This window comes from Streptomyces sp. 2131.1 (genome assembly GCF_900105515.1).
Lineage (GTDB): Bacteria > Actinomycetota > Actinomycetes > Streptomycetales > Streptomycetaceae > Streptomyces > Streptomyces drozdowiczii.
The window spans coordinates 753077-777585 of sequence record NZ_FNSY01000001.1 but is presented as its reverse complement, the minus strand read 5'-3'; the positions used below and the strand labels follow the sequence as shown (position 1 = coordinate 777585).

General features: G+C 70.5%; 23 protein-coding genes. 20 read left to right on the top strand and 3 right to left on the bottom strand.

From position 1 onward, the window contains the following. Positions 1-53 precede the first annotated feature (53 nt). Both BLW14_RS34975 and BLW14_RS03700 read left to right on the top strand, forming a co-directional pair. Entirely contained in the window at positions 54-668 is a 615-nt protein-coding gene (locus BLW14_RS34975) for a hypothetical protein (protein WP_256332669.1), read from the top strand. A gap of 214 nt (positions 669-882) precedes the next feature. After that, the gene (locus BLW14_RS03700; protein ID WP_256332668.1) at positions 883-2331 is read left to right on the top strand and encodes a DUF6801 domain-containing protein; all 1449 of its coding nucleotides are present in this window, start codon (positions 883-885) and stop codon (positions 2329-2331) included. Positions 2332-2411: 80 nt separating this feature from the next. Here the strand turns inward: BLW14_RS03700 and BLW14_RS03695 are convergent, their stop codons facing one another. Then, a complete protein-coding gene (locus BLW14_RS03695) occupies positions 2412-3344 on the bottom strand; it encodes a hypothetical protein (protein WP_177153891.1) in 933 nt (310 codons plus the stop codon). A gap of 771 nt (positions 3345-4115) precedes the next feature. Here BLW14_RS03695 and BLW14_RS03690 point away from each other — a divergent pair. The 14 genes from BLW14_RS03690 to BLW14_RS03625 all read left to right on the top strand — a co-directional run bounded on the left by BLW14_RS03690 (position 4116) and on the right by BLW14_RS03625 (position 17518). Continuing rightward, the gene (locus tag BLW14_RS03690; RefSeq protein WP_093704260.1) at positions 4116-5111 is read left to right on the top strand and encodes an ABC transporter ATP-binding protein; all 996 of its coding nucleotides are present in this window, start codon (positions 4116-4118) and stop codon (positions 5109-5111) included. Next, on the top strand, positions 5108-5968 hold the full coding sequence (locus BLW14_RS03685) for an MlaE family ABC transporter permease (RefSeq protein ID WP_093704258.1): 861 nt from the start codon (positions 5108-5110) through the stop codon (positions 5966-5968). The genes BLW14_RS03690 and BLW14_RS03685 overlap by 4 nt, the downstream gene beginning before the upstream one ends. Before the next feature lie 3 nt (positions 5969-5971). Then, positions 5972-6775, top strand: coding sequence for an MlaE family ABC transporter permease (locus tag BLW14_RS03680; RefSeq protein ID WP_026243064.1), 804 nt, complete (start codon positions 5972-5974; stop codon positions 6773-6775). Further along, the gene (locus BLW14_RS03675; protein WP_093704256.1) at positions 6775-8085 is read left to right on the top strand and encodes an MCE family protein; all 1311 of its coding nucleotides are present in this window, start codon (positions 6775-6777) and stop codon (positions 8083-8085) included. Before BLW14_RS03680 ends, BLW14_RS03675 begins: the two co-directional genes overlap by 1 nt. Further along, positions 8082-9113, top strand: a complete 1032-nt coding sequence (locus tag BLW14_RS03670; RefSeq protein ID WP_093704254.1) for an MCE family protein — start codon at positions 8082-8084, stop codon at positions 9111-9113. The genes BLW14_RS03675 and BLW14_RS03670 overlap by 4 nt, the downstream gene beginning before the upstream one ends. Continuing rightward, on the top strand, positions 9110-10126 hold the full coding sequence (locus tag BLW14_RS03665; protein ID WP_093704252.1) for an MCE family protein: 1017 nt from the start codon (positions 9110-9112) through the stop codon (positions 10124-10126). Before BLW14_RS03670 ends, BLW14_RS03665 begins: the two co-directional genes overlap by 4 nt. Position 10127: 1 nt before the next feature. Then, a complete protein-coding gene (locus BLW14_RS03660) occupies positions 10128-11267 on the top strand; it encodes an MCE family protein (RefSeq protein ID WP_093704250.1) in 1140 nt (379 codons plus the stop codon). Further along, on the top strand, positions 11264-12445 hold the full coding sequence (locus BLW14_RS03655) for an MCE family protein (protein WP_093704248.1): 1182 nt from the start codon (positions 11264-11266) through the stop codon (positions 12443-12445). The genes BLW14_RS03660 and BLW14_RS03655 overlap by 4 nt, the downstream gene beginning before the upstream one ends. Further along, positions 12442-13701, top strand: coding sequence for an MCE family protein (locus BLW14_RS03650; protein WP_093704246.1), 1260 nt, complete (start codon positions 12442-12444; stop codon positions 13699-13701). Before BLW14_RS03655 ends, BLW14_RS03650 begins: the two co-directional genes overlap by 4 nt. Beyond that, positions 13698-14219: a hypothetical protein gene (locus BLW14_RS03645; RefSeq protein WP_093704244.1), complete on the top strand. Its 522-nt coding sequence runs from the start codon at positions 13698-13700 to the stop codon at positions 14217-14219. The genes BLW14_RS03650 and BLW14_RS03645 overlap by 4 nt, the downstream gene beginning before the upstream one ends. Beyond that, complete coding sequence (locus BLW14_RS03640; RefSeq protein WP_093704242.1) at positions 14216-14860, top strand: hypothetical protein; 645 nt, start codon at positions 14216-14218, stop codon at positions 14858-14860. Before BLW14_RS03645 ends, BLW14_RS03640 begins: the two co-directional genes overlap by 4 nt. Positions 14861-14952: 92 nt before the next feature. Further along, the gene (locus tag BLW14_RS03635) at positions 14953-15483 is read left to right on the top strand and encodes a nuclear transport factor 2 family protein (protein ID WP_371128044.1); all 531 of its coding nucleotides are present in this window, start codon (positions 14953-14955) and stop codon (positions 15481-15483) included. 34 nt (positions 15484-15517) lie between these two features. Further along, complete coding sequence (locus BLW14_RS33960) at positions 15518-16255, top strand: nuclear transport factor 2 family protein (protein WP_107468437.1); 738 nt, start codon at positions 15518-15520, stop codon at positions 16253-16255. A 36-nt stretch (positions 16256-16291) separates the two neighbouring features. Beyond that, a complete protein-coding gene (locus BLW14_RS03625; RefSeq protein ID WP_093704238.1) occupies positions 16292-17518 on the top strand; it encodes a lytic transglycosylase domain-containing protein in 1227 nt (408 codons plus the stop codon). Positions 17519-17549: 31 nt separating this feature from the next. Here the strand turns inward: BLW14_RS03625 and BLW14_RS03620 are convergent, their stop codons facing one another. Further along, entirely contained in the window at positions 17550-18614 is a 1065-nt protein-coding gene (locus BLW14_RS03620; RefSeq protein ID WP_093704236.1) for an ATP-dependent DNA ligase, read from the bottom strand. 98 nt (positions 18615-18712) lie between these two features. On the opposite strand from BLW14_RS03620, the gene ligD reads away from it, so the two are divergent. From ligD to BLW14_RS03605, 3 genes are all read left to right on the top strand, one after another. Beyond that, on the top strand, positions 18713-19723 hold the full coding sequence (ligD, locus tag BLW14_RS03615) for a non-homologous end-joining DNA ligase (protein WP_093704234.1): 1011 nt from the start codon (positions 18713-18715) through the stop codon (positions 19721-19723). Next, the gene (locus tag BLW14_RS03610) at positions 19720-20781 is read left to right on the top strand and encodes a hypothetical protein (protein WP_093704232.1); all 1062 of its coding nucleotides are present in this window, start codon (positions 19720-19722) and stop codon (positions 20779-20781) included. Before ligD ends, BLW14_RS03610 begins: the two co-directional genes overlap by 4 nt. A gap of 146 nt (positions 20782-20927) precedes the next feature. Continuing rightward, entirely contained in the window at positions 20928-21878 is a 951-nt protein-coding gene (locus tag BLW14_RS03605) for a multicopper oxidase domain-containing protein (protein WP_093704230.1), read from the top strand. Positions 21879-21881: 3 nt separating this feature from the next. Here the strand turns inward: BLW14_RS03605 and BLW14_RS03600 are convergent, their stop codons facing one another. Next, a complete protein-coding gene (locus BLW14_RS03600; protein ID WP_093704228.1) occupies positions 21882-24071 on the bottom strand; it encodes a DEAD/DEAH box helicase in 2190 nt (729 codons plus the stop codon). Positions 24072-24229: 158 nt separating this feature from the next. Between BLW14_RS03600 and BLW14_RS03595 the strand changes: the two genes are divergently transcribed. Continuing rightward, positions 24230-24484 (top strand): WhiB family transcriptional regulator, encoded by a 255-nt coding sequence (locus BLW14_RS03595; protein ID WP_093710636.1) that lies wholly within the window; start codon positions 24230-24232, stop codon positions 24482-24484. The last annotated feature ends 25 nt before the right edge of the window (positions 24485-24509 follow it).

The following is a 24509-nucleotide window of genomic DNA, read 5'->3' as shown; positions in this document are numbered from 1 at the left end:
TTCTCGTTGGGGGCATCGCGCAGGCGGCGCCACGACCCAGAGGATGTGAGTTCGTGAACTTCCCCGCACGACGGTTCACCGTCGTGGCCGCTGCCCTTGCCGCTGCCCTCGGGATGGCCGTGTCGTCGGCCTCGGCCGCCACGACGGGCTCGTGGCGCGTGACGCCCGCAGGGGCGTACACCGCTCACGCTGTCCAGCCCTGGCTGGATGTTCCGGCCGCGGCACTGGCATGCGCCTCCCTCGACGTGACCGCTGGGAAGCTCGAGGCAACCACTGCGACCGGAGGCCGGATCGGCGCGATCGACGCCATCGCCACCGACTGCTCGATCGGTGGCATCGAGTTCGTCATGACGAAGGGCGCTGCTCCGTGGGCCATCCACCTCCTCGGGCAGAACGCTTCCCATGCGACGTGGGTGGACGTCCGTGTCAGCGACGTCTCGGCACACTGGCAGGGGTTCGGTTGCACCGCCGACTTCAAGGGGACGCTCCACGGGCACTACGAGAACGGCACCGGCAACCTCGTCCTCGGTGACACGGCCGGTGGCCTGCTCACCTCTGGTGCGAACTGCCTCGGGCTCATCAACAACGGCGACGTCGTCTCGCTCCACGCCTCGTTGCACATGGTCATGGCGTCATCCGGCACAGCACCAGTGATCAGGGTCTCGTAGGGCTCAAGGTGCCGGCGTGGGCCGACCGCGATGTTTCTCCGGCCGGGCCCGGCCTCAGTGATTCCGGCGCTCGCGGGCGGGCGCCACCGCAGTTGTACTACCGATCGCACCCGTGGAGGACAACCCCGACATGCACACCCAGATACCCGTGACCCGTGCGGGGCGTTCCGTGAGGGTCGCCTCCGTTGCCGGTCTCGCCCTGCTCGCCGGTCTGTTGTCCGGCGGAGGTTCGGCCGCTGACGAGAGCACCGGACCGGTCGGCTTTGCCGCAGCCTGTGGGGCCGAGGAAAACGACACGGGCACCGTGACGGCAGCGGTCGGCGTTGCGGTGGACGTGCCGGCGACCGGCGAGGTCGGCCGCCCGGTACAACCGGGGCCCGTGACGCTCACCGTCACCCTCTCGCGGGCAGACCTCGCGGGGCTGCTGCCGGAAGGCACCGAGGCGTTCGTGAGCCGGGCGTCGCTCAAGGTGAAAGTCGCCCAGAACGGCGAGTCCACAGAGGCCCCGTGGGAGCTGCACGCGCCGAGCACCCCCCTTCCCGCCGACGGTGACGTGGCGCTCGTCCACTCCGGGGAGGTCCCCTACGTGACGCTGGGGGCCGCGGGTGACGTCGACTTCTCCGTCAAGGAGCTGACGATCGAGCTGCGGTCCGCCACGGCGGAACCCGAGAAGACCGCGCCCCCTCTGACCACGGTGACGTGCCGGTTGAAGGAGGGCGCGAACGGTCACCTCGCGACCACGCGTGTGACCGACGGCACCGGCACCGGCGCCGAGCCGTCGGGCACCCCCGAGACGTCCCCCACTCCGGTTGGTGGCTCCGGCCGGACGAGGGACAAGAGCATCGCGGTGGAACCGTCGGCCGCTGAGGAAGACGAGGACCCCGACTACTGCCCGGTCGACCCGCCGGTGGGAGAGATGGACTCGAGCCATGCACCACAAGCCTCACCGGGCCGTCCTGTCAATGTGATCGAACTCCCGGGTGCCTTCATGTGTGCCAACGTGCTGGGTCTCGCCAATGTCCAAAAGCTGAACGGGGCCATGGTCGTCAATGATCCCGATCACCCGGCGCTCATCTCCGTGCTGTCGACGAAGCGCATATCGAGCCGAGAGGCGGACGACTGGGAGGATCCGGAGGGCCGCGGACGCTACCTCCGCATCGACAACCTCGCGAACATCGAACTCCCGGACGCCGATTCGACCTTTCTCACCTTCGGCTTCCAGCCGGTGACCGCGAAGGTGTCCTTCGAGACCGGACCCATGACCATCTCCATCGGCAACATCGGTTACGACCTCGACGCCGCGTTCTCCACGGTCTACTTCAAGCAGTCCCTGCGCATCCACGACGTCAAGGTCAACGGCACGCCGTTGGACGTGGGAAACAATTGCAGGACGGCGAAGCCGTTCGATGTCGTGCTGAGCGGCGGGTCGGCGTATACGAACGTGGCCCTGGGCGGACGCCTGGACGGCGAGGTCACCATCCCGCCCTTCACCGGCTGCGGAACGGGTGGCGAGGACTTGAATCCGTTGTTCACCGCCGCGATCTCGGGCCCGGGCAACCGGATCTTCATGAATCAGGCTCCGACCTGCTATCCCGCTTTCCCCGAAAGCTCCTACTGCCCGCCCGCTCCGGCGGAACTGCCCGGCACGAAGCCCAAGTCGTAGCCCGCCGCCCGGCCGGCACACCCCGAAGGGGCCACCTCCGCGAGGGAGGTGGCCCCTTCGGGCTCCGGACGCGAGGACGGTTACCGCACCGCCGAGTGCCAGTACTGCGACAGGACCTTGCCCGCGTTCGGGGCGATGTCACCCGGGGCGCCCATCGCCGCCACGTCGGTCTGCGCGTTGTTGAGCGTGACGCTGTTCTTGCCCGCGGCCGCCGGCAGGCCCGTCTTCAGGTTGACCGCCCAGTTCAACGAGCCGAGGAGGCCGCAGCCGTTGGTCCCGGGGACCGCGTACGTCGTGTCGGTCTGGGTGGCGCCCTGGAGGCTGAGCCGGCTCATCGGGCCGTTCGGGTCCGGGGTTCCGTCACCGGCGAAGTTCTCGCTCGTGACGGCCGGCTGGGTCAGGTTCTGCGGCTTCAGCAGGATCGGGTCCGAGGCGGAGCCGATGTAGCACTTGTCGCCGAGGAGCGGGTTCTGCAGGTGGATGCGGACCGGGAGGGTGATGATCGGCTTGCCGGTGGTCGCGCCGGCCAGGAGCTGGAAGCCGGTCGGGGTGTTGACCGACTCGAGGGTCGCCGTCACCCGGTTCAGACTGGCGTCGGTGAGCGTGTTGCAGATCCCCGTGATCACGGGGACGTCGCTGGGGCACATCAGGCCGAGCAGACCGCCCGGCACCTTCGCGGAGTCCGCGACGAGTGCCCCTCCCTTCGGGGAGACCACGGTCGAGACGGCGCCCGGGTGGTTGACCACGCCGATCTGGAGGTCGCTGGCGCCGAAGGGCACCACGGTGTTGCCCAGCTTGATGGAGCCGCTCGCCGAGTGCGAGGTGACGCAGATGGCGATGTCCGTCGCCCCGTCCGCCGCCAGCATGGCCGGGTCGTCCACCGGGCAGCGGCTGAAGGGTGCCCAGTCGCCGTTCAGCTGGGTGGCGGCCGTGGCCGACCCGATGGAGGCGACGGCGGCGAGAGCGGTGAAGGAGGCCAACAGCCCCACACGTACCCGGTTCGAGGTTCTCATGTCTTCCCCTTGTTTCCGATGTGCGCAGCGAATTGAGCACGGAATGCGGAATGCGGGTGCCGGGACGGCGTCGGACGGGGCCGATACGAAATCCCATTCACCGAGCCGTGAGGTTACTGGCGGGAAACACCGGGACACAATGCCGTCGTATGAGAATCTATGGGCGGGGCCCGTATCTCCGTCAGGGATGAGTACGAGATCCGGCCGTCTTGTCACTTCGTGCGCAGACCCTCGCCTGCGCCGCGGCGACTCGGGCCGGCCAGACATGCGGAATCCCGTCTGTCACTTGTGTATTCGAGCCGGTCCGGAGCGCTTCTCGATGCGCTGTGCGGCATACGGGCTTCGCAGGCCGCCCCCGGAACTTGTCATCGGGAGACAGTTTTTCCGGCCGCTCTGCTCAGTCGATGCGAAAGAAGCGACCCCATCGCACTCTCGCGCGAAAACTTGATGACCTGGTATTGCGGCCCAGGTTACTCACCCGTAGCGTCGCCTCCGTCAGCAACTCCTCCGGCGCGTCCGGAGATTGCTCACCCGTCGGCGGGGAGCCCGGACGCGTGTCCGGCCTCCCCGGGCCGCGGGGTTCCGGCCTGCACCGACGGACGGCAGTGCGCAGTACTTCACAAGATCGGAACCGGAATTTGTCATCCGATGACAAGCGGACCGGATCTTTGCGAATGGGCTGCTCAAGGGCTTGTCCTGGCGGTGCCGGTGAACTTAACGTGCGCCCCTCAGCGCATTTCTGTCACTTCGTGAGCGCACGCAGGAGGTGGGATGGGAATCGAAGTAGTGGTCGAAGGGCTCACCAAGTCTTTCGGCAAGCAGAACATCTGGCAGGATGTGTCGCTCACGCTTCCCGCAGGCGAGGTCAGTGTCATGCTCGGCCCGTCCGGGACGGGAAAGACGGTGTTCCTCAAATCCATCATCGGCCTCCTCAAACCTGAACGCGGGCGCGTTCTCGTCAATGGCGTCGACATGGTGAACGGCTCCGAGCGGGACATCATGGAGACGCGCAAGCTCTTCGGCCTCATGTTCCAGGACGGCGCCCTTTTCGGTTCGATGTCGCTTTTCGACAACATCGCGTTTCCGCTCCGGGAGCACACCCGCAAGAAGGAATCCGAGATCCGCCGCACCGTCATGGAGCGGATCGAGGTCGTGGGCCTCCTGGGGGCGGAGAACAAGCTCCCCGGCGAGATATCCGGCGGTATGCGCAAGCGCGCCGGCCTCGCCCGCGCCCTCGTCCTGGACCCGCAGATCATCCTCTGCGACGAACCCGACTCGGGCCTCGACCCGGTCCGCACCGCGTACATCTCCCAGCTCCTCGTCGACCTCAACGCGCAGATCGACGCGACGATGCTCATCGTCACCCACAACCTCGACATCGCCTCCACCGTGCCGGACAACATGGGGATGCTGTTCTGCCGCAACCTCGTCACCTTCGGGCCGCGCGAGGTGCTGCTCACCAGTGACCTGCCCGTCGTGAACCAGTTCCTCGCCGGCCGCTGCGAGGGGCCCATCGGCATGTCCGAGGAGAAGGACGCCGCCACCCTCGCCGCCGAGGAGCTCAACGGCTACGGCCAGGGCATCAGCTCGGCCAACGCCCCGCGCACCGTCGTCCCCCAGCTGGAGCCCACGCCCGGCCTGCCGGTGCGCCAGGGCGCCCTGCGCCGCCGGGAACGCGTCATGTCGATGCTCGGCGAGCTGCCGGAGGCGGCCCGCACCGCCATCCTGAACAGCTACAGCCCGGCCGTGGGCGGTGGACGCCTGTGACCGCCCCCATGCCCGTACGGCCCCCCGACGAACCGGAGCCGATGGACCGGGCACCGGAGCCCGCGAAGGCTCCCGAGGCCCTGCGCCCCAGTAAGCTCGCCGCGCCCCTGCGCGAGACCGGGCGGCTGTTCGCGCTGGCCGGGACCGTGTGCCGCGAGACCTTCAGACGGCCCTTCCAGGTGCGGGAGTTCATCGAGCAGTTCTGGTTCGTCGCCAGCGTCACCATCCTGCCCGCCGCCCTCGTGTCCATCCCGTTCGGCGCGGTCATCGCGCTCCAGGTCGGCTCGCTCACCCAGCAGCTCGGCGCCCAGTCCTTCACCGGCGGCGCCAGCGTCCTCGCCGTCATCCAGCAGGCCAGCCCGATCATCGTGGCCCTGCTGGTCTCCGGGGCCGCCGGTTCCGCGATCTGCGCCGACCTCGGCTCCCGCAAGATCCGTGAGGAGCTGGACGCGATGGAGGTCATGGGCGTCTCGCCCGTGCAGCGCCTGGTCGTCCCGCGCGTGCTCGCCACCATGCTCGTCGCCGTCATGCTCAACGGCCTGGTCTCCGTCGTCGGCACCCTCGGCGGCTACTTCTTCAACGTGATCCTCCAGCACGGCACCCCTGGCGCGTACCTCTCCAGCTTCTCCGCACTCGCCCAGCTGCCCGACCTCTACGTCAGCGAGGTCAAGGCGCTGATCTTCGGCTTCATCGCCGGCATCGTCGCGGCCTACCGCGGCCTCAACCCGCGCGGCGGCCCGAAGGGGGTGGGTGACGCGGTCAACCAGTCCGTCGTCATCACCTTCATGCTGCTGTTCTTCGTGAACATGGTCCTCACGGCGATCTACCTGCAGATCGTCCCCGCGAAGGGGAGCTGACCCATGTCAATGCTCGGCTGGCTCGACAGATCCGGTGACCAGCTCACCTTCTACGTACGGGCACTGATCTGGATCCCGCGCACCCTGCGCCGCTACCTCAAGGAGATCCAGCGCCTCCTGGCCGAGGTCGCCTTCGGCAGCGGCGGCCTCGGGGTCGTCGGCGGCACCATCGGCGTCATGATCGCGATGACCCTGGCCACCGGCACGGTCGTCGGACTCCAGGGGTACGCGGCCCTCAACCAGATCGGCACCGCCGCGTTCACCGGGTTCATCTCCGCGTACTTCAACACCCGCGAGATCGCCCCGCTCGTCGCCGGACTCGCCCTCTCCGCGACCGTCGGGGCCGGCTTCACCGCGCAGCTCGGCGCCATGCGCATCAACGAGGAGGTCGACGGCCTCGAATCGATGGGCGTGCGCTCCATGCCCTACCTCGTCACCACGCGCATCATCGCCGGCGTCGTCGCGATCATCCCGCTGTACGCGATCGGCCTGCTCTCCTCGTACGTCGCGTCCCGCTACGTCACCGTCCTGTTCAACGGGCAGTCGGCGGGCACGTACGACCACTACTTCAATCTGTTCCTGTCCCCGGCGGACGTGCTCCTGTCGGTTCTCAAGGTGCTGATCTTCAGCGTGATGGTGATCCTCGCCCACTGCTATTACGGCTTCCACGCCACCGGCGGCCCCGCCGGGGTGGGGGTGGCCGTCGGCCGGTCCGTGCGGAACGCGATCGTGCTGATCAGCGTCACCGACTTCTTCCTCTCGCTCGCCATCTGGGGCGCCACGACGACGGTGAAGGTGGCCGGCTGATGACATCCCCCGCCACCAGGACCACCACCCGCAGAACCGCGGGGGTCGCCTTCTTCCTCGTGCCCGCCGTTCTCATCTGGGTCTCGGTCGCGGTGTACGACAAGGACTTCACGAATGACGCGACGGTCACCGTACGCACGTCGAGCGTCGGCAACGAGATGCACGAGAACGCCGACGTGAAGCTGCGCGGCGTCGTCGTCGGCCAGGTCCGGAACATCGCGGCCGACGGCGACGGGGCCCGGCTCACCCTGGCGATCCAGCCGGACAAGCTGGACCGCATCCCGGCCGACGTCACCGCGCAGATGCTGCCGACCACCCTCTTCGGGGAACGGTTCGTCGCGCTCGTACCGCCCGCCGTGCCCTCCACGAAGACCCTCGGTGCCGGCGACGTCATCCCGCAGGACCGCTCCAGCAACGCCATCGAGCTGGAGGAGGTCCTGGACAACGTCCTGCCGCTGCTGACCGCCGTGAAGCCGGAGAAGCTGTCCGCCACCCTCAACGCGGTCTCCACCGCACTTGAGGGCCGGGGCGAGAAGCTCGGTGACACCCTCGTGAAGCTCGACGCCCACCTCCAGCGGTTCAACCCGCAACTCCCCACGCTCAACGAGGACATCAAAGAACTCGTCAAGGTCAGCCGGCTCTACGCGGACTCCGCCCCCGACGTCCTGGACGCCCTCACCGACTTCACCACCACCAGCGGCACCCTCGCCGAACAGCAGGCGAACCTCGCGAACGTGTACGGCTCCACCACCGCGTCCGCCCGCGACGTCAACGCCTTCCTCCAGCGGAACAAGGACAACCTCATCCGGCTCGCCGCGAGCGGCAGGCCCACCCTGGAGACCCTGGCGAAGTACTCCTCGGAGTTCCCCTGCACCCTGCGCACCGTCGCCAACTTCGTGCCGGCGATGGACAAGGCGCTCGGCAAGGGCACCGACCGGCCAGGGCTGCACGTCACGCTCAAGACCGTTCCCTCCAAGGGGAAGTACGTCGCCGGCAAGGACACCCCGGTCTACAACGCCACCGGCGGACCGCGCTGCTACTCCGTCCCGTACGTCGGCGCGACCGTGCCGACCGCGGACGCCAGGACCACCGCCGATGACACCCCGTCGCAGCCCGGCCCGGACACCAGCACCCCGGTGGAGGTCCCGGCCGCGAATCCGTCGCTCGGCATGCCCAACTCCCCGCAGGAGAGCCGGCTCGTCAACGAACTGGTCGCTCCCTCACTGAAAGTCCGGCCGCAGGCCCTGCCCGAGTGGAGCAGCGTGCTCATCGGTCCGGCCTTCCGCGGTGTGGAGGTGAAGCTCAAGTGAAGCGCCGCTCCCTCGCGGGACCGCTCGCGAAATCGATCGTCTTCATCGTGGTGACGAGCCTGGCCACCACGGTCCTGGCCCTGTCCATCGCCAACACCGGTGTGGGCGACACCCGTTCGTACAAGGCCCGGTTCACGGACGCGACCGGCCTCATCGCCGGCGACAGCGTCCGCATCGCCGGCGTCAAGGTCGGCCAGGTCGAGTCCGTGAAGGTCGCGGACCGCCGGGTCGCCGAGGTCCGCTTCAGCGTCCGCAAGAGCAAGAAGCTGCCGGCCTCGGTCACCGCGTCGATCAAGTACCTCAACATGGTCGGCCAGCGCTACATCGACCTGGACCAGGGCGCCGGACCCGTCGGGGAGAGCTTCACCCCGGGCTCCACCATCCCGCTGTCGCGCACCACCCCGGCGCTCGACCTCACCCAGCTCTTCAACGGCTTCCAGCCCCTCTTCGAGGGGCTCTCGCCGCCCGACGTCAACGAGCTGGCCGGCTCCATCGTCCAGGTGCTCCAGGGCGAGGGCGGCACCGTCGACTCCATCCTCCAGCACGTCGGCTCGCTGACCGGCACGGTCGCCGCCAAGGACAAGGTGATCGGCGAGGTGATCAAGAACCTCAACACGGTCCTGAAGACCGTCAACGACCGTGAAGCCGGCTTCAACGACCTCGTCGACACCCTCCAGGCCCTCGTCACCGGCTTCGCGGGCGACCGCAAGCCCCTCGGGGAGGCCGTCACTGCGATGGGCGCGCTCACCACGGTCACCGCGGACCTCTTCGAGGACGGCCGCAAGCCCCTCAAGGACGACATCAAGCAGCTCGGCCGGCTCTCCGGGAACCTGGCCGACAACACCCCGAAGATCGAGAATTTCCTCCAGAAGACCCCGGCCAAGATGAAGGCCATCGGCCGTCTCACGTCGTACGGCTCCTGGCTCAACCTCTACCTCTGCGAGGCCAAGGTCAGCGGCGTGACGACCAGTGACGGCAGCACCCCGCCGACCGGCATCGAGATCACCCAGCCGAGGTGCCTGTCATGATCAAGCCGATACGCCACCGCAACCCCGTCGCCGTCGGCATCGTGGGACTCCTCCTGCTGGCCCTCATCGGGTTCGGCGCCTACCGGGCCGACTCGCTCCCCTTCGTCGGGGGCGGCACCACCTACAGCGCCGACTTCACCGAGTCCGCCGGCCTCGGCGAGGGCGACGAGGTCCGCATCGCCGGCGTCAAGGTCGGCAAGGTCACCGGCGTATCCCTGGACGGCGCCAAGGTGAAGGTCACCTTCAAGGTCAAGGACGCCTGGATCGGCAACGCCAGCACCGTCGGCATCGCCATCAAGACGCTCCTCGGCGAGAAGTACCTCGCCGTCGACCCGCTGGGCGACTCCCCGCAGGACCCGGACGAGCGCATCACCGCCTCCCGCACCACCTCCCCGTACGACGTCACCCAGGCGTTCAACGGACTGGGCGAGACCATCGGGGAGATCGACACCGAGCAGCTCGCCAAGAGCTTCGAGACTATCTCCGCCACCTTCAAGGACTCCCCGCCGGACGTGAAGAGCGCCGCGAAGGGTCTCTCCGCGCTGTCGAAGACCGTCTCCGAACGCGACGCCCAGCTGGCGACCCTGCTCAAGGGCAGCAAGAAGCTCACCAAGACCCTCGCCAACAAGAAGAGCGGCTTCGAAACCCTCCTGGACGACGGCAACCTGCTCCTCGGCGAGATCCAGGCCCGCCGCGACTCCATCCACCTGCTGCTCACCGGCACCCGCGACCTGGGCACCCAGCTCACCGGTCTCGTCTCCGACAACAACAAGCAGCTGAAGCCGACGCTCAAGGCGCTCGGCCGGGTCACCGCGGTCCTGAAGAAGAACCGCAAGAGCCTCGACCAGGTACTCGCGCTCGCCGGCTCCTACAACCGGCTCGTCGGCAACACCCTCGGCAACGGCCGCTGGTTCGACAACTACGTGTGCGGTGTCGTCCCGAAGAACTACCTGCCCGCGAACAGGCCCCCGGCTACCGGCTGCATGCCTCCGAAGCAGGAAGGAGGCCACTGATATGAGACTCACCCGCTTCATCGGCATCGGCGCCGGCCTCATCGTCGTGGCCGTCGCCGCCACCTCCGGCGTGATGGCCCTGGAGGAGGAGGAAGGCACCACCGTCACGGCCTACTTCGACCGGGTCACCGGCGTCTACGCCGGGTCCGACCTGCGCATACTCGGCGTACGCGTCGGCCGCGTCGAATCCGTGGAACCGCGCGGCAAGGACGTCAAGGTCGTCCTGCACATCGACAAGGGCGTCCAGGTCCCCAAGTACGCGCACGCCGTCATCGTCGCCCCCAGCCTCGTCGCCGACCGGTACGTCCAGCTCGCCCCCGCCTACACCGGGGGAGCGGTCATGAAGGACGGTGCCCAGCTGGTCGCCGCGAACAACGCGACCCCGGTGGAGGTCGACCAGCTCTACGAGTCGATCACCGAACTGTCCACCGCGCTCGGCCCGGACGGGGCCAACGCCGACGGGGCCTTCGCCGGGCTCCTGGACACCGGGGCCAAGAACCTCAAGGGCAACGGCAAGGACATCGGCGACTCCATCGAACAGTTCGGCAAGGCGACGAAGACCCTGGACAAGTCGAGCGGCAACCTCTTCGACACGCTGTCCTACCTGCAGACCTTCACCACCATGCTGAAGGACAACGACGGCAACGTCCGCGCCGCCGAGGAGCAGCTCAACTCCGTCACCGGATTCCTCGCCGACGACAAGCAGAACCTCGGCGCAGCCCTCAAGGAACTCGGCACCGCCCTCGGCCAGGTCAAGACCTTCATCAAGGACAACCGGGGCGAGCTCAAGAAGAACGTGGACGCCCTCGTGCCGATCACCCAGGCCCTCGTCGACCAGCGCGCCTCGCTGGCCGAGTCGATGGACGTCCTGCCGCTCTCGGCGGGCAACGTCCTCAACGCGTACGACCCCGAGCACCGCACGCTCAACGGCCGGACCAACCTCAACGAACTCAGCATGGGCGGCCCGCTCCTGGACTCCACCCTCGCCCTCCAGGGGCTCTCGCCGGTGGACGCCGAACGGCAACAGACTCTCCCCGCACTGCCGTTGCCGGCCGTGGGCACGGTCTACGGGACTCCGAAGGACGCCAAGTCCGGCAAGGACACCAAGGCCGCCAAGGACGCCAAGGGGGCGAAGCAATGAGCCGCACACCGCGCAGACCCGCGGCCCTCGGGACCACGAGCGGGACGGTACTGGTCGCGTTCGGCCTGTGCTGCACCCTCTTCGTCACCGGATGCGGAGTCCCGCACTTCTCCGGCATCGAGGACGTGCCGCTGCCCGGCGGCGCGGACCTCGGCGACCACCCGTACCAGATCACCGCGGACTTCGGGGACGTGCTCAGCCTCGCCCCGCAGTCCTCGGTCAAGGTCAACGACGTCGCCGTCGGCCGCGTCACCAAGATCTCGCTCGCCCCGGACGGCTGGCGGGCCAGGGTCACCATGAAGGTCAACGGGAAGATCGGCCTCCCGGCCAACGCTTACGCCCACCTGGAGCAGTCCAGCCTGCTCGGCGAGAAGTACATCCAGCTCTCACCGCCCGCCAAGGGCAAGGAGCAGGGCACCCTCACCGACGGCGACCGCATCCCGCTCACCCGTACCAACCGCAACCCCGAGGTCGAAGAGGTCTTCGGCGCCCTGTCCATGCTCCTCAACGGCGGCGGCGTCCAGCAGCTCAAGACCATCACCACCGAGCTGAACAAGGCGCTGACCGGGCAGGAGCCCCAGGTCAAGTCCATGCTCCACCGGGTCGACAAGCTCGTCACCAACCTCGACGACCATCGCGGCGACATCACCGCCGCCCTCGACGGCGTCAACCGGCTCTCCAGCACGCTCGCCGGCCGCAAGCAGCAGGTCGGCACCGTTCTCACCAAGCTCAGCCCCGGCATGAAGGTCCTGGAGAAGCAGCGCGGCTCCCTCATGACGATGCTTCGCTCCCTGGACACCCTCTCGGACGTCGCCGTCGACACCATCAACAGGAGCAAGGCGGACACCGTCGCCGACCTCAAGGCCATCGCCCCCACCCTGCGGGCCCTGGCCGACTCCGGAAACGACCTGCCCGACTCCCTCCAGGTGCTGCTCACCTACCCGTTCACGGACGAGGTGCTGCGCGGCGTGAAGGGCGACTACCTCAACGTGTATCTGGACCTGACGGCCGAACCCGGCACCCAGATCATTCCCGCCTACAACCCCGACCCCGACCCCGAGCCCGGGACCCCCGAGCAGGCGAAGGCGGTCGCCGGCGCCGGACTGCCGCTGCCCCTTCCCACGACCTCGGCGCCCACGACGAGCCGGCCCACGGACTCGAAGGGGAGCAACCGATGATCACCCTCGCCATCCGGCTCAAGAACATCGCCTTCCTGATCATCGCCGTGCTGGTCCTCGGCTTCCTCGGCGTCCGCTACGCCGGCCTCGGCCACTACATCGGCATGCGCGACTACTACACCGTCAACATGCAACTCCCACGCACCGGCGGCCTCTTCACCCACTCCAACGTCACCTACCGGGGCGTGTCGGTGGGCCGGGTCGGGCCCATCGAGCTCACCGACGACGGCGTCGAGGCCGAGCTGCGGATCGACAAGGACGCACCCCGCATCCCCGACGACCTCAAGGCGGTCGTGGCCAGCCTCTCCGCCGTCGGCGAGCAGTACGTCGACCTCCGGCCGACCCGCACCGACGGCCCCTACCTCGCGAACGGCTCGGTCATCGACGAGGCCGAGACCACCGTCCCGGCGCCCGTGACCAACGTGCTCACCAGCGTCAACGACCTCACCTCCTCGGTCGACCTGGAGTCCCTGCGCACCGTCGTCGACGAGTTCGGCACCGCCTTCAGCGGGCGCGGCGACGACCTCCAGGTCCTCCTGGACACCGGCAGCGAGTTCGTCGACGCCGCCGACGACGCCCTGCCCGCCACCACCAAGCTGATGGAGGACGGCAAGACCGTCCTGCGCACCCAGGTCGAACAGGGCGAAGCGCTCAAGGGGTTCGCCTCCGGCGCCAAGGAGCTGGCCGCCCAGCTCAAGGGCTCCGACACCGACCTGCGCAAGCTGATCGCCGCCGCACCCGACGCGACCGGCCAGATCAGCGGACTCCTCCGGGACGTCGAACCCAGCTTCGGCGTCGTCGTCGCCAACCTCCTCACCACCTCCGACGTCGCCGTCACCCGCCAGCGCGGGCTGGAGGAACTGCTCGTGAAGCTCCCCGCCGTCGTGGCGGCCGGGTCCAGCGCGGTCGACGAGGACGGTGCCCGGTTCGGCATGTCGGTCACCTTCTTCGAGCCGCTGCCCTGCACCGCCGGCTACGGGGGTACGACCTACCGCAACGGCCTCGACCTCTCACCCGCCCCCGCGCTCAACACCAAGGCCCGCTGCACCGCCTCGCCCGGCACCGGCATCGATGTCCGGGGCAGCGCCAACGCCCCCAAGGGCGGCCCGCTCCCCGAACCGGCGAAGGCCGGCGCGCTGCACTTCGGGGACTCCAAGGACGACCGGATGCCCGGAGCGCTCGGCGCCGGGTCCGACGACGCACCGGTGCGCGGCATGGCCGGGCTGCTCGGCCTGGGACAGGAGGACGGCGAGTGAACCCCCGTACGCGAAGCCTCGGCGGCTGGGCCGTCCTGCTCGTCGCGGCCCTCGTCTGCGCCCTGGGCGGCTGGTCGTACGCCCAGGCGCGCGGCGACGACGACCTGGCCTACGCCAAGAGCCGGGACGCCGCACTCGCGGACGGCCGGCAGGCGCTGGCCCGGCTCAACACCCTGGACGGCAAGGACGCGAAGAGCGTGGACGCGGGCCTGGCCGGCTGGCTCGAGTCCGCCACGGGTCCGTTGCACGACCAGCTGAAGCGGACCCACAAGAAGGACGCCGCCGACCTGGCGAAGTCCGGCACCACCGCACGCGGCAAGGTCACCGACGCCGCGCTCACCGAACTGGACGACCGCACCGGCACCGCGCTGATGATCGCGACCGTCGACGTCGAGATCACCCCGCGCACCGGCAAAGCCGGCACCGAGCGCAAACGCTTCGAGGCCACGCTCACCCGGACCGGGGACGGCTGGAAGATCAAGGCGCTCACGGCGCTCGGCATAGGGAGCGGCGCATGAACACGGACGTCGAGGAGAACGAGGACACCGCTACCGCGAAGGCGGCCGACGAGAAGGCGGAGCCCGCACTGGAGGCCGCGAAGGAGCCCGCACCGGAGCCTCCTGAGCAGACGGACGACGACGACAACGGCGCCCGCCGCGAACGTCGTTGGCCGCGCGTGCTCGCCGGGGTCCTCGTCGTCGCGCTGCTCGCCGCCGGGGCCGTGATGTACGCGGCGGGCCGGCAGCTGCGGGACACCCCCGCCACCTCCAACCGGGCGCTCACCGACAGCGCGGCGACCGCCCAGGTGGCCGGCGAGGTCACCAACGCCCTCGGCAAGGTGTTCTCGTACAGCCCCGACGGCACCGACGCGACCAAGGCGTCCGCGCAGAAACTACTCGCGGGCAAGGCGCTCCAGCAGTACGCGGCACTGTTCGGCCAGGTCGAGAAGCAGTCGGCCGACCAGAAGCTCACCCTCACCACCCATGTCGTGCGCGCCGGGGTCACCCGGCTCACGCCCGACAGCGCCCACCTGCTCGTCCTCCTCGACCAGGTCTACGAGCGCAAGGGCAGGGCCGCGAGCAAGGCGGCGGCGCAGCTCTCCGTCACGGCCCGACTGCGCGAGGGCCGCTGGACGATCGTGGAGATCACCTCCCGGTAGCGCGCCGACCGGCACCACCGCACCACCGCACCACCGCACCACCGAGCACGGACAGCACAGCACGGCGGGACCGCCGGCAGGGAGAGGCAGCGATGGCACGGGTAGCGATGACGAGGAATCCGCTGGTGGCGGCGGCGATCGTGCTGACGGTCGCGGCGACCGGCGCCGCGGGCTGGGGCGGGGTGTCCCGGTACCAGGCGGGGCACGACAGCTCGGCCGCGTACGCCCAGACCCGCGACGACGTGCTGGCGGCGGGGGAGCAGGCCGTGCAGAACATGAACACCCTCGACCACGCACAGCTCGACAAGGGGCTCGACAGCTGGGAGGACTCCACCACCGGGGACCTGCACCAGCAACTCGTCGACGGACGGGACGGGTTCGTGAAGCAGATCCAGGAGGCGAAGACCGTCAGCACCGCCAAGGTGCTGGCCGGTTCGGTCACCGAGCTCGACGACCGGGCCGGGAAGGCCGGGGTGATGGTGGCGCTGCGGGTGACCGTGACCGCGCCGAAGGGCAAGCCCGCGGTGAAGGAGAGCCGGATGCTCGGGCAGCTCACCCGCACCCCCGACGGGTGGAAGCTCAGCGCCCTCGGCCAGGCGCCCGTCGGCAATACCGCCGGCTGACACCCCCGCCCCCGCACCGAGAGGAACCCCCGACATGTCGACGACCCGTCACCTGGTCAACCGTCAGCGCCGTCTGGCCACCGTCGCCGCGGCGGATCGCGCCGCGACGCCCGCTCCGGCCCGCCCCCGCACCGGAGGCGGACCCGGCCCGGAGAAGCCTTCCGAGGCGGCCGGGGAAGCGGCCGAGGACACCCCGAACGACGAGGAGGCCGACGCGGAGGGCGAGCCGGACGGCGGGAAAGCCCCCGCCCGGCACCTGCCGCGCCCGACCCTGCCCGTCATCCTCTGCGTCCTCACCGTGCTCCTCGGCTCCTTCGCCGCCTGGGCGTTCACCTCGGCGGCGAGCCTGCGCGACGACCCCAGCCGGCAGAACACCGCGCTCACCGACATCAGCCGCACCAGCGAGGTGAAGGGCCAGATCACGGAGGCCGTCGGCGCGGTCTTCTCGTACGACTACGCCTCGCCCACCAAGGCGGAGACGGCGGTGACGAGGTACCTGACCGGCAAGGCGGTCCAGCAGCACGCGGACATGCTCGCCGAGGTCCGGGCGCAGGCGCCGAAGCAGAAGCTCGTCCTCACCACGACCGTCACCGACAGCGGCGTGGAAATGCTCGACGGCGACCGGGCCCGGCTGCTGATCTATGCCGACCAGCGCAACACCCGCACCGGCAAGTCCGAGGAGACCACCTACGCCGCCGCCATGTTCAGCGTGGACGCCGTCCGCAAGGGCGGCACCTGGCGGATCTCCTCCATCGACACGTTCACCCGGTGACCCGCCGGAGCCGACCCCATACTCAGGAGGGCACGCATGAGGTTCAACGGCACCATGCGCCGCGGACTGGGCGGCACGGCGGCGGCCGTCGCCGCGATGGCCGCGCTCACGGCGTCCCAGGCACCCGAGCCCGCCGCTCACAAGGAGACCGCCCCGAAGCACCGCCAGGAAGCGGACGACGTCGTCTGGTCCGAGGTCCCCAACGACGACTCGTACCACACCGAACTCCCGCCGCTGAAAAGCCCGAAGCCGCCCAGGAAGGGTGAGAAGCAGAGCCCCGCCGCCAAGCAGTCCTGGGCCGAGGCGGGTATCCCCGCTACGGTGCTCGCCGCCTACCGCAAGGCCGAGACCACGATGGGGCGCGGCGATCCCGGCTGCCGGCTGCCGTGGCAGTTACTGGCGGCGATCGGCAAGGTCGAGTCCGGGCACGCGGCCGGCGGCCGGGTCGACAAGCGGGGCACGACCTCGTCACCGATCCTGGGACCGGTGCTCAACGGCGCCGGGTTCGCCAACATCGCGGACACCGACGGCGGCGCGTTCGACGGGGACTCGACGTACGACCGGGCGGTGGGCCCGATGCAGTTCATCCCGTCGACCTGGGCGCACTGGGGCCGGGACGGCAACGGCGACGGACGCCGCGACCCGAACAACGTGTACGACGCGGCGCTCGCCGCGGGCGCCTATCTGTGTGCCGGGACGCGCGATCTGTCGGTTCCCGCCGACCTGAACCGGGCGATCCTCAGCTACAACCACTCGGACACCTATCTGCGCACGGTGCTGTCCTGGCTGGGGTTCTACCTCAAGGGCATCCACCCGGTGGCCGACGGGAAGGGCCCGATCCCGAAGAGCCCGGGCGCCGGCAGTCCGAACAAGGCCAGGCACCCGGTGGGCAAGTCCGGCTCCAAGGGCGGCGGCGGCATCGAGGTCGGCCCGCAGCCCAGCACCCGCCCGACCACGCCCGGCAGCAAGGACCCGGACCCGAGCACCACCCCGGACCCCAGCACCAGCCCGGACCCGACCGACACCGCCGGCCCCTCGCCCGAACCGACGGACTCCGGCTCCCCGGACCCCAGCACCACGCCGGATCCGACCACCACCCCGGACCCCGACCCGACCACCACGGAGCCGGACCCGGGCTGCACCACGACCGCCCCGTCGCCCGACCCGAGCGAGACCGCCGACCCCAGCGGCTCGCCCTCGCCCGGCCCCACGGAGACCGGCGAGCCCTGCACCACCCCGACCTCGTCGCCCGAGGCCGACTGAACCCGGGCGGCGGCCGGGTGTTCCGAAGGGCTCAGCCGCCGCCCGCCAGCACCTGGGCGAGGTCGTAGCTCACGACCTCCTCCAGCTGTGCGTACGTGCAGCTGTCCGGCGTACGGTCGGGCCGCCAGCGACGCCACTGGGCCGTGTGCCGGAACCGGTCGCCCTCCATGTGGTCGTACGCCACCTCGCAGACCCGCTCGGGCCGCAGCGGCACCCAGGACATGTCCTTCTTGCCGGACCAGCGGCTCGGGGCGCCCGGCAGCCGGGCGCCCGCGTGCGCCTCGGCCTCGGCCCAGGCGTGCCACGGGTGGTCCTCGGCGTCGGTCAGCAGGGGCTCCAGCTCGGCGACGAGTTCGGCGCGGCGCTTCATCGGGAAGGCCGCGCACACCCCGACGTGCTGGAGCGCGCCGCTGTCGTCGTACAGGCCCAGCAGCAGCGAACCGACGACCGGGCCGCTCTTGTGGAAGCGGTAGCCTGCCACCACGCAGTCGGCGGTCCGCTCGTGCTTGATCTTGTACATGGACCGGACGTCCGGCCGGTACGGGGCGTCGGGCGGCTTCGCCACGACCCCGTCGAGGCCCGCCCCCTCGTACTGCTCGAACCACTCCTGGGCGCGGTCCGGATCGGTCGTCGACGGGGCCAGGTACACCGGCGCCGACGCCCCGGCGAGCGCCGCCTCCAGGACCGTGCGCCGGTCCCTCTGCGGGGTGTCCAGGAGTGAGTCGTCGCCCAGCGCCAGGAGGTCGAAGGCGACCAGCGCGGCCGGGGTCCGCTCGGCCAGCAGCCGCACCCGGGACTCGGCGGGGTGGATGCGCTCGCTGAGCCGGTCGAAGTCCAGCCGCCCGTCGTGCGCGACCACGATCTCGCCGTCCACCACACAGCGCTCCGGCACATTGTCCCGGACGGCGGTGACCAGCTCGGGGAAGTACCGGGTGAGCGGCTTGCCGGTCCGGCTGCCGATCACCACCTCGTCGCCGTCCCGGTGCACGATCGCCCGGAAGCCGTCCCACTTGCCCTCGTACTGCATGCCCGGCGGAATCCGCTTCACGGACTTGGCGAGCATCGGCTTCACGGGCGGCATCACCGGCAGGTCCATGGACCCGATTGTGAACCGTACGGCGACCGGAGTCTCCCGATATGCGCCATATGTGTGCCCGGCCTACCGTGGCCGACATGGCAGCAGCGGGCACAGCGGTGGAGCTGGACGCGGCCGGGCGGACGGTCCGGCTGTCGAATCCGGACAAGGTCTACTTCCCGGAGAAGGGCTACACGAAGCGGGACGTCGCCGAGTACTTCCTCGCCGTCGGCCCCGGCATCCTGCGCGCCCTGCGCAACCGGCCCACCACCCTCCAGCGGTTCGTGGACGGCGTCGAGGGCGAGTTCTTCTACCAGAAGCGCGCCCCCAAGAACCTTCCCGACTGGATCCCCACCTCCACGATTGCCTTCCCGAGCGGGCGGTCCGCCCGGGAGATGTGCCCCACCGAGGTCGCCGCCGTCCTCTGGGCCGCCAACCTCGGCACCCTCACATTCCACCCCTGGCCGGTCCGGGGCGGGGACACCGACCACCCCGACGAACTGCGCATCGACCTGGACCCGCAGCCCGGCACCGGCTACGCCGACGCGGTCCGCGCCGCCCAGGAGCTGCGCGGTGTCCTGGAGGAGCACGGGCTGCGCGGCTGGCCGAAGACGTCCGGCGGGCGCGGCATCCACGTCTTCGTGCCCATCGAGCCGCGCTGGACGTTCACCGAGGTGCGGCGCGCGGCCATCGCGGTCGGCCGCGAGCTGGAGAGCCGGATGCCGGACCGGGTCACCACCGCCTGGTGGAAGGAGGAGCGCGGCGAGCGGATCTTCGTCGACTACAACCAGACCGCCCGCGACCGCACCATCGCCTCCGCCTACTCCGTACGGCCCTTCCCGCACGCACCGGTCTCCGCCCCGCTGCGCTGGGAGGAGCTGGACGACGCCGAACCCCGCGACTTCGACCTGCGCACCATGCCCGTGCGGTACGCGGAACACGGCGACGTGCACGCCGACATGGACCAGGAGGCGTTCCGCCTCGACTCGCTGCTGGAACTCGCCGACCGGCACGCGAGCGACGGCGGCCCCGGCGACCTGCCCTACCCGCCCGAGTACCCGAAGATGCCGGGCGAACCCAAACGCGTGCAGCCGAGCCGCGCCCGCCGTGACGAGGACGACGAGGCGTGAGCGAGCCGGAGCACGGGGCGCACGGGCGGCCGCTGACCCGGAGCCAGAAGTGGGAGGGCTTCAAGGAGTCCCCGTACTTCCCGGCGATCGTCCTGCTGTTCATCCTCGCGGCCGCCGCCGGGCTCTTCGCCGGCTCCTACACGTACGCGATGGCCAACCCGACCCCGCACAGCATCCCCACCGCCGTGGTCAGCGAGCCGGAGACCGCGCGCGGCCGGGAGTTCGTCGCGGGGATGGACAAGGCCCTGGACGCCTCCCTGGTCATCCACGTCTTCCCGACGGCCGCCGCCGCGCGCGAGGCGCTGGAGGATCAGGAGGTCTTCGCGATCGTGCGCTCCGGCGACCGGGGCGTGTCCCTGGACGTGGCCGCCGCATCCGGTGCGGCCGTCGCCCAGCTGCTCGCCGAGTCCGCCGTGAAGGTGGGGGACTCGCTCTCCATCCCCGTCGCCGTTCAGGACGTGAAGCCCCTCCAGAAGGGCGACCCGCGCGGGCTCGCGCTCTTCTACATCTCGCTCGCCGCGGTGATCATCGGCTTCGTGGGCGCCATCCAGCTCAGCGTGCACGCCCGGTCGCTGATCCCGCTGGAGCGGATCGGGTTCACCGTCGCGTACTCGCTGCTCGGTGCCTTCGCCATCGCCGCCGTCGTCGACTGGCTGCTGGGGGCGGTGGACCTGCCATTCGTCGAGTCCTGGCTGATCCTCGCGTTCACGATGTTCACCTCGGGCATGGTCTTCACCATGTTCAACACCCTGATCGGCCGCTGGGCGATGCTGCCGACCTGGGGCGTGATGGTGCTCCTGGGCAACCCCTCGTCCGGCGGCGCCGTCTCCTGGCCGCTGCTGCCCTCGCTGCTGGGCCACATCGGACGCTGGCTGCCCCCGGGCGCCTCCGTCAACGCCCAGCACACCGCCGTCTACTACCAGGGGCACCAGCGCGTCTTCCCGTATCTGGTGCTGGCGGGCTGGGCGCTGGTCTCGTGCACCGTCTTCTGGGTGTGGCGCCACCGGCACCCCGGCGGCCGTGAGCACATGCCGCAGCACGCGGCGACGCTCACCTGATCCGCCGCACGGCATTTCGCGACTCGCCCACGGCCTTGGCGGTGCCGGGGCACACTTGTCCTTACTGTGGGTAAGCGATTTTCCCGGGCTCGTGACGGCCCGTCGTCACATCCTCGGCACCACCCGTCAGCAGTGGGGAGTTCGACATGGACCGCAGAAGCTTCAGCCGGCGGATGCTGATGGGCGGCGGGGTCGCCGCGGCGGCAGGGGTGACATCGTTGTCCCTCCCCCCGGCCCAGGCCGCCGCCGCCCCGACCGCCCTGCGGACGGCGGCCGCCGGGGGAGTGGTCCGGCACATCCGCATGTACGTGGAGCAGTTGGCGGACGGCCGGATGGGCTACGGCCTGGAGAAGGGCAAGGCGACCGTGCCGGGCCCGCTCATCGAGCTCGACGAGGGCGACACCCTGCACATCGAGTTCGTCAACACGCTGGACGTGCCGGCCGGACTGCACGCCCACGGCGTCGACTACGACATCGCCAGCGACGGCACCCGGATGAACGGCAGCACCGTCGAGCCCGGCTCCACCCGCACGTACACCTGGCGCACCCACCGGCCCGGCCTGCGCCGCGACGGCACCTGGCAGCCCGGCAGCGCCGGCTACTGGCACTACCACGACCACGCCGTCGGCTCCGACCACGGCACCGAGGGCATCCGCCAGGGGCTCTACGGGCCGCTGATCGTCCGGCGCCGGGGCGACATCCTGCCGGACAGGACGATCACGATCGTGTTCAACGGCATGTCGATCAACAACACCCCGGCCGGCAAGACCCCCGACTTCACGGCCACGCTCGGCGAACGGCTCGAAGTGGTCATGATCACGCACGGTGACTTCTACCACACGTTCCACATGCACGGTCACCGCTGGGCCGACAACCGTACGGGCATGCTCACCGGCCCCGAGGACCCGAGCCGGATCGTCGACACGAAGATCGTCGGCCCGGCGGACTCCTTCGGCTTCCAGGTGATCGCCGGCGAAGACGTGGGCGCCGGAGCCTGGATGTACCACTGCCACGTGCAGAGCCACGCCGACCGGGGCATGGGCGGGATGCTGCTCGTCGCCGACCGGGACGGCCACGTGCCCGGCCACGACGCGTAGGTCCTACGGGCTCGCGAACGCCCGGAGGCGCCGCTGCTCCTCCTCGACGACGCGGCGGGCCAGCTCGCCGTCCGACACGTCCACCGCGTCCGGCGTGGTCTCGGCGACATCGCTGCGCCGGGCGTACGCGTCGAACAGGCGCTCCTTGCGGGCCACGATGTCCAGCATCCGCTGGTCGACGCTGTCCGCGGTGAGCAGCCGGTGCACCTGGACCGTCCGTATCTGGCCCATCCGGTGCGCGCGGGCCACCGCCTGGTGCTCCGTCGTCGGCTTGATCTGCGGTTCGCACAGGATGACGACGGACGCGGCCTGGAGGTTCAGCCCGACCCCGCCGGCCTGGATCTGGCACAGCAGCACCGCGTGCCCGTCCGCCGCGGCGAATCCGTCGACCAGCTCCTGGCGCCTGTTCGCCGCCACGCTGCCCGACAGCGGCCCGAACACCCCGTCGCCCAAGGCCTCGCGCACGACGGCGAGCACCTCGCGGAAGTACGAGAACACGACCACCTTCAGGCCGTTGCCCGCCGCCTCCGCGACCAGTTCGCGCAGCCGGTTCAGCTTGGCGGAGGTCTCCGGACGGGCGTACGCGGCACGGCGCATCCGCATGAAGTGCCCGGCGGCCACCGCCTCCCGGTACGCCAGCAGATCGCCCTCGCTGAACTCCTCCCACTCGTCCACCTGGACCACGGCGGGCAGCTCGGTGAGGACGTCCCGCTGATTGCGGCGCAGATAGGCGGGGGCCACGGCGCGGCGGAACGCCTCCGAGCCCGCGGCGCCCTGGCCCGCGCTGACCGCGGGGGCCAGCTCGGGCCGGAGCTGGCGGACCAGGCTGCGGAACTCCTCCACCCGGTTCTCCATCGGCGTCCCGGTCAGGAACAGCACCCGGTCCGTCCGCGCCGACCAGCCGGAGACCGCGCGCGAACGGCGGGTCGCCGGGTTCTTCACGTAATGGGCCTCGTCGACCACGAGCATTCCGGGGCGGACGCCGGCGTCCGCCGCGCCCGGCAGCGTGTGCAGCGCGTCGAACGTGGTCACGGCGACCCCGCCGGTCTCGCGCCACTCCGCGAACGCCTCCCGCCGCTCGGGCCCGTGCACCGGCAGGGCGCGCAGCGTGGACCTGGCCCGGACCTCCCGCGACCAGTTGATCAGGACGCTCGCCGGGCACACCACCAGGAAGTGCGTCTCCCCGCGCGCCGCGAGATGCGCCAGGGCCGCGATGGCCTGCACGGTCTTGCCGAGCCCCATCTCGTCGCCCAGGATCACCCGCTTCTGGACCAGCGCGAAGCGCGCGCCGAACGACTGGTACCCACGCAGCGAGACCCTCAGCCGGGCGTCGTCCAGCCGCAGCCCGCGCACCCGGTCCGCCATGCCGGACGGCAGGAACCCCTCCGCCGCGTCCCGGTCGGGCCCCGAGCCGGACAGCTCCGCCAGCAGGCTGTAGTACTCGGCGGACCGCAGCTCGAAGTCGACCCAGGCGGCCACCGCGGACTCCGGCTCCCGCAGCAGGTCGGCCGACACCTGGGCGAACAGCGGCGGCAGCCCGCGCTCCACCGCGTCGGCGACGGCCACCCGCACGCCGGACACGGCCTCCCGCACCCCGGCCCGCGCCCGCCGCCCCGTGAGCAGCATCCGCAGCCGGCCCCGCGCCGGTCCGGCCGCCGTGATCAACGGCTCCAGCCGCTCGGCCAGCGCGCGGGCCCCGTCCACCGCCCGCCGTACGTCGGGACCCGCCTCCACCAGCCGGTACAGGGCGCCGAGGAGCGCGGTCACCGCCTCGTCCTGGGTGTCCACGTCGATCCGCAGGGCGACCGTGTCCCGGACCGCGTGCGCGATCTGCCCCGCCGCGGCCAGGGCCTGGTCGGCGGTCTGCGCGCCGACGCCGGGGATCTGGCGGAGCTCGTAACGGCCGGCCCCGTACACCTGGCCGACCGTGGTGAGGCCCGCCTGCTCGATCGCGCCGAGGCGCAGCCGGCCCTCGGTGACGTCCTTCAGCCGGGCGACGGGGATGGCGGCGAGACCGGCGCGTACCAGGTCGTCGAGGAGCGGGTCGAGGCACGTGCGCACGGCGGTGACGGCCCGGGTGTGGTCCGTGAGGACGCCGCGCGCCGCGTCCAGCAGTCCGCCGGCGCGTACGAGCAGCTCCCGGGCGGCCCGCCCGGCCGGTGCCGCGCCCTCCGCGGTCCCGCCCTCAGTCATGTGCGTCCCTCTGTCCCCGCGAGCCCCACCGGTCTCCGTCCCCGGCATCGCACATCGTCCCACGCACCACCGACGGCCGGGCCGGACACGGGGCGGGATGACGCCCCATTGACGCGGCGTTGATCAGTCGTTTATCGACGCAGGGCACTGTGGCCACCATGCTGATCAACACCTCGACCGACCCCGCCTTCTCCTGGCAGGAGACAGCACTGTGCGCGCAAGCGGGCCCCGAGTTCTTCTTCCCCGCGCCGGGAAGCTCCACCCGTGAGGCCAAGCAGCTCTGCAACGCCTGCGAGGGACGGCAGGCGTGCCTGGAGTACGCCCTCGACAACGACGAGCGCTTCGGCGTATGGGGCGGCCTGTCCGAGAAGGAGCGCGAGCGGCTGCGCAGAATCGGGCGCGACCGGGCCTGAAATCGCCCCGCCCGTGCGAGACTTC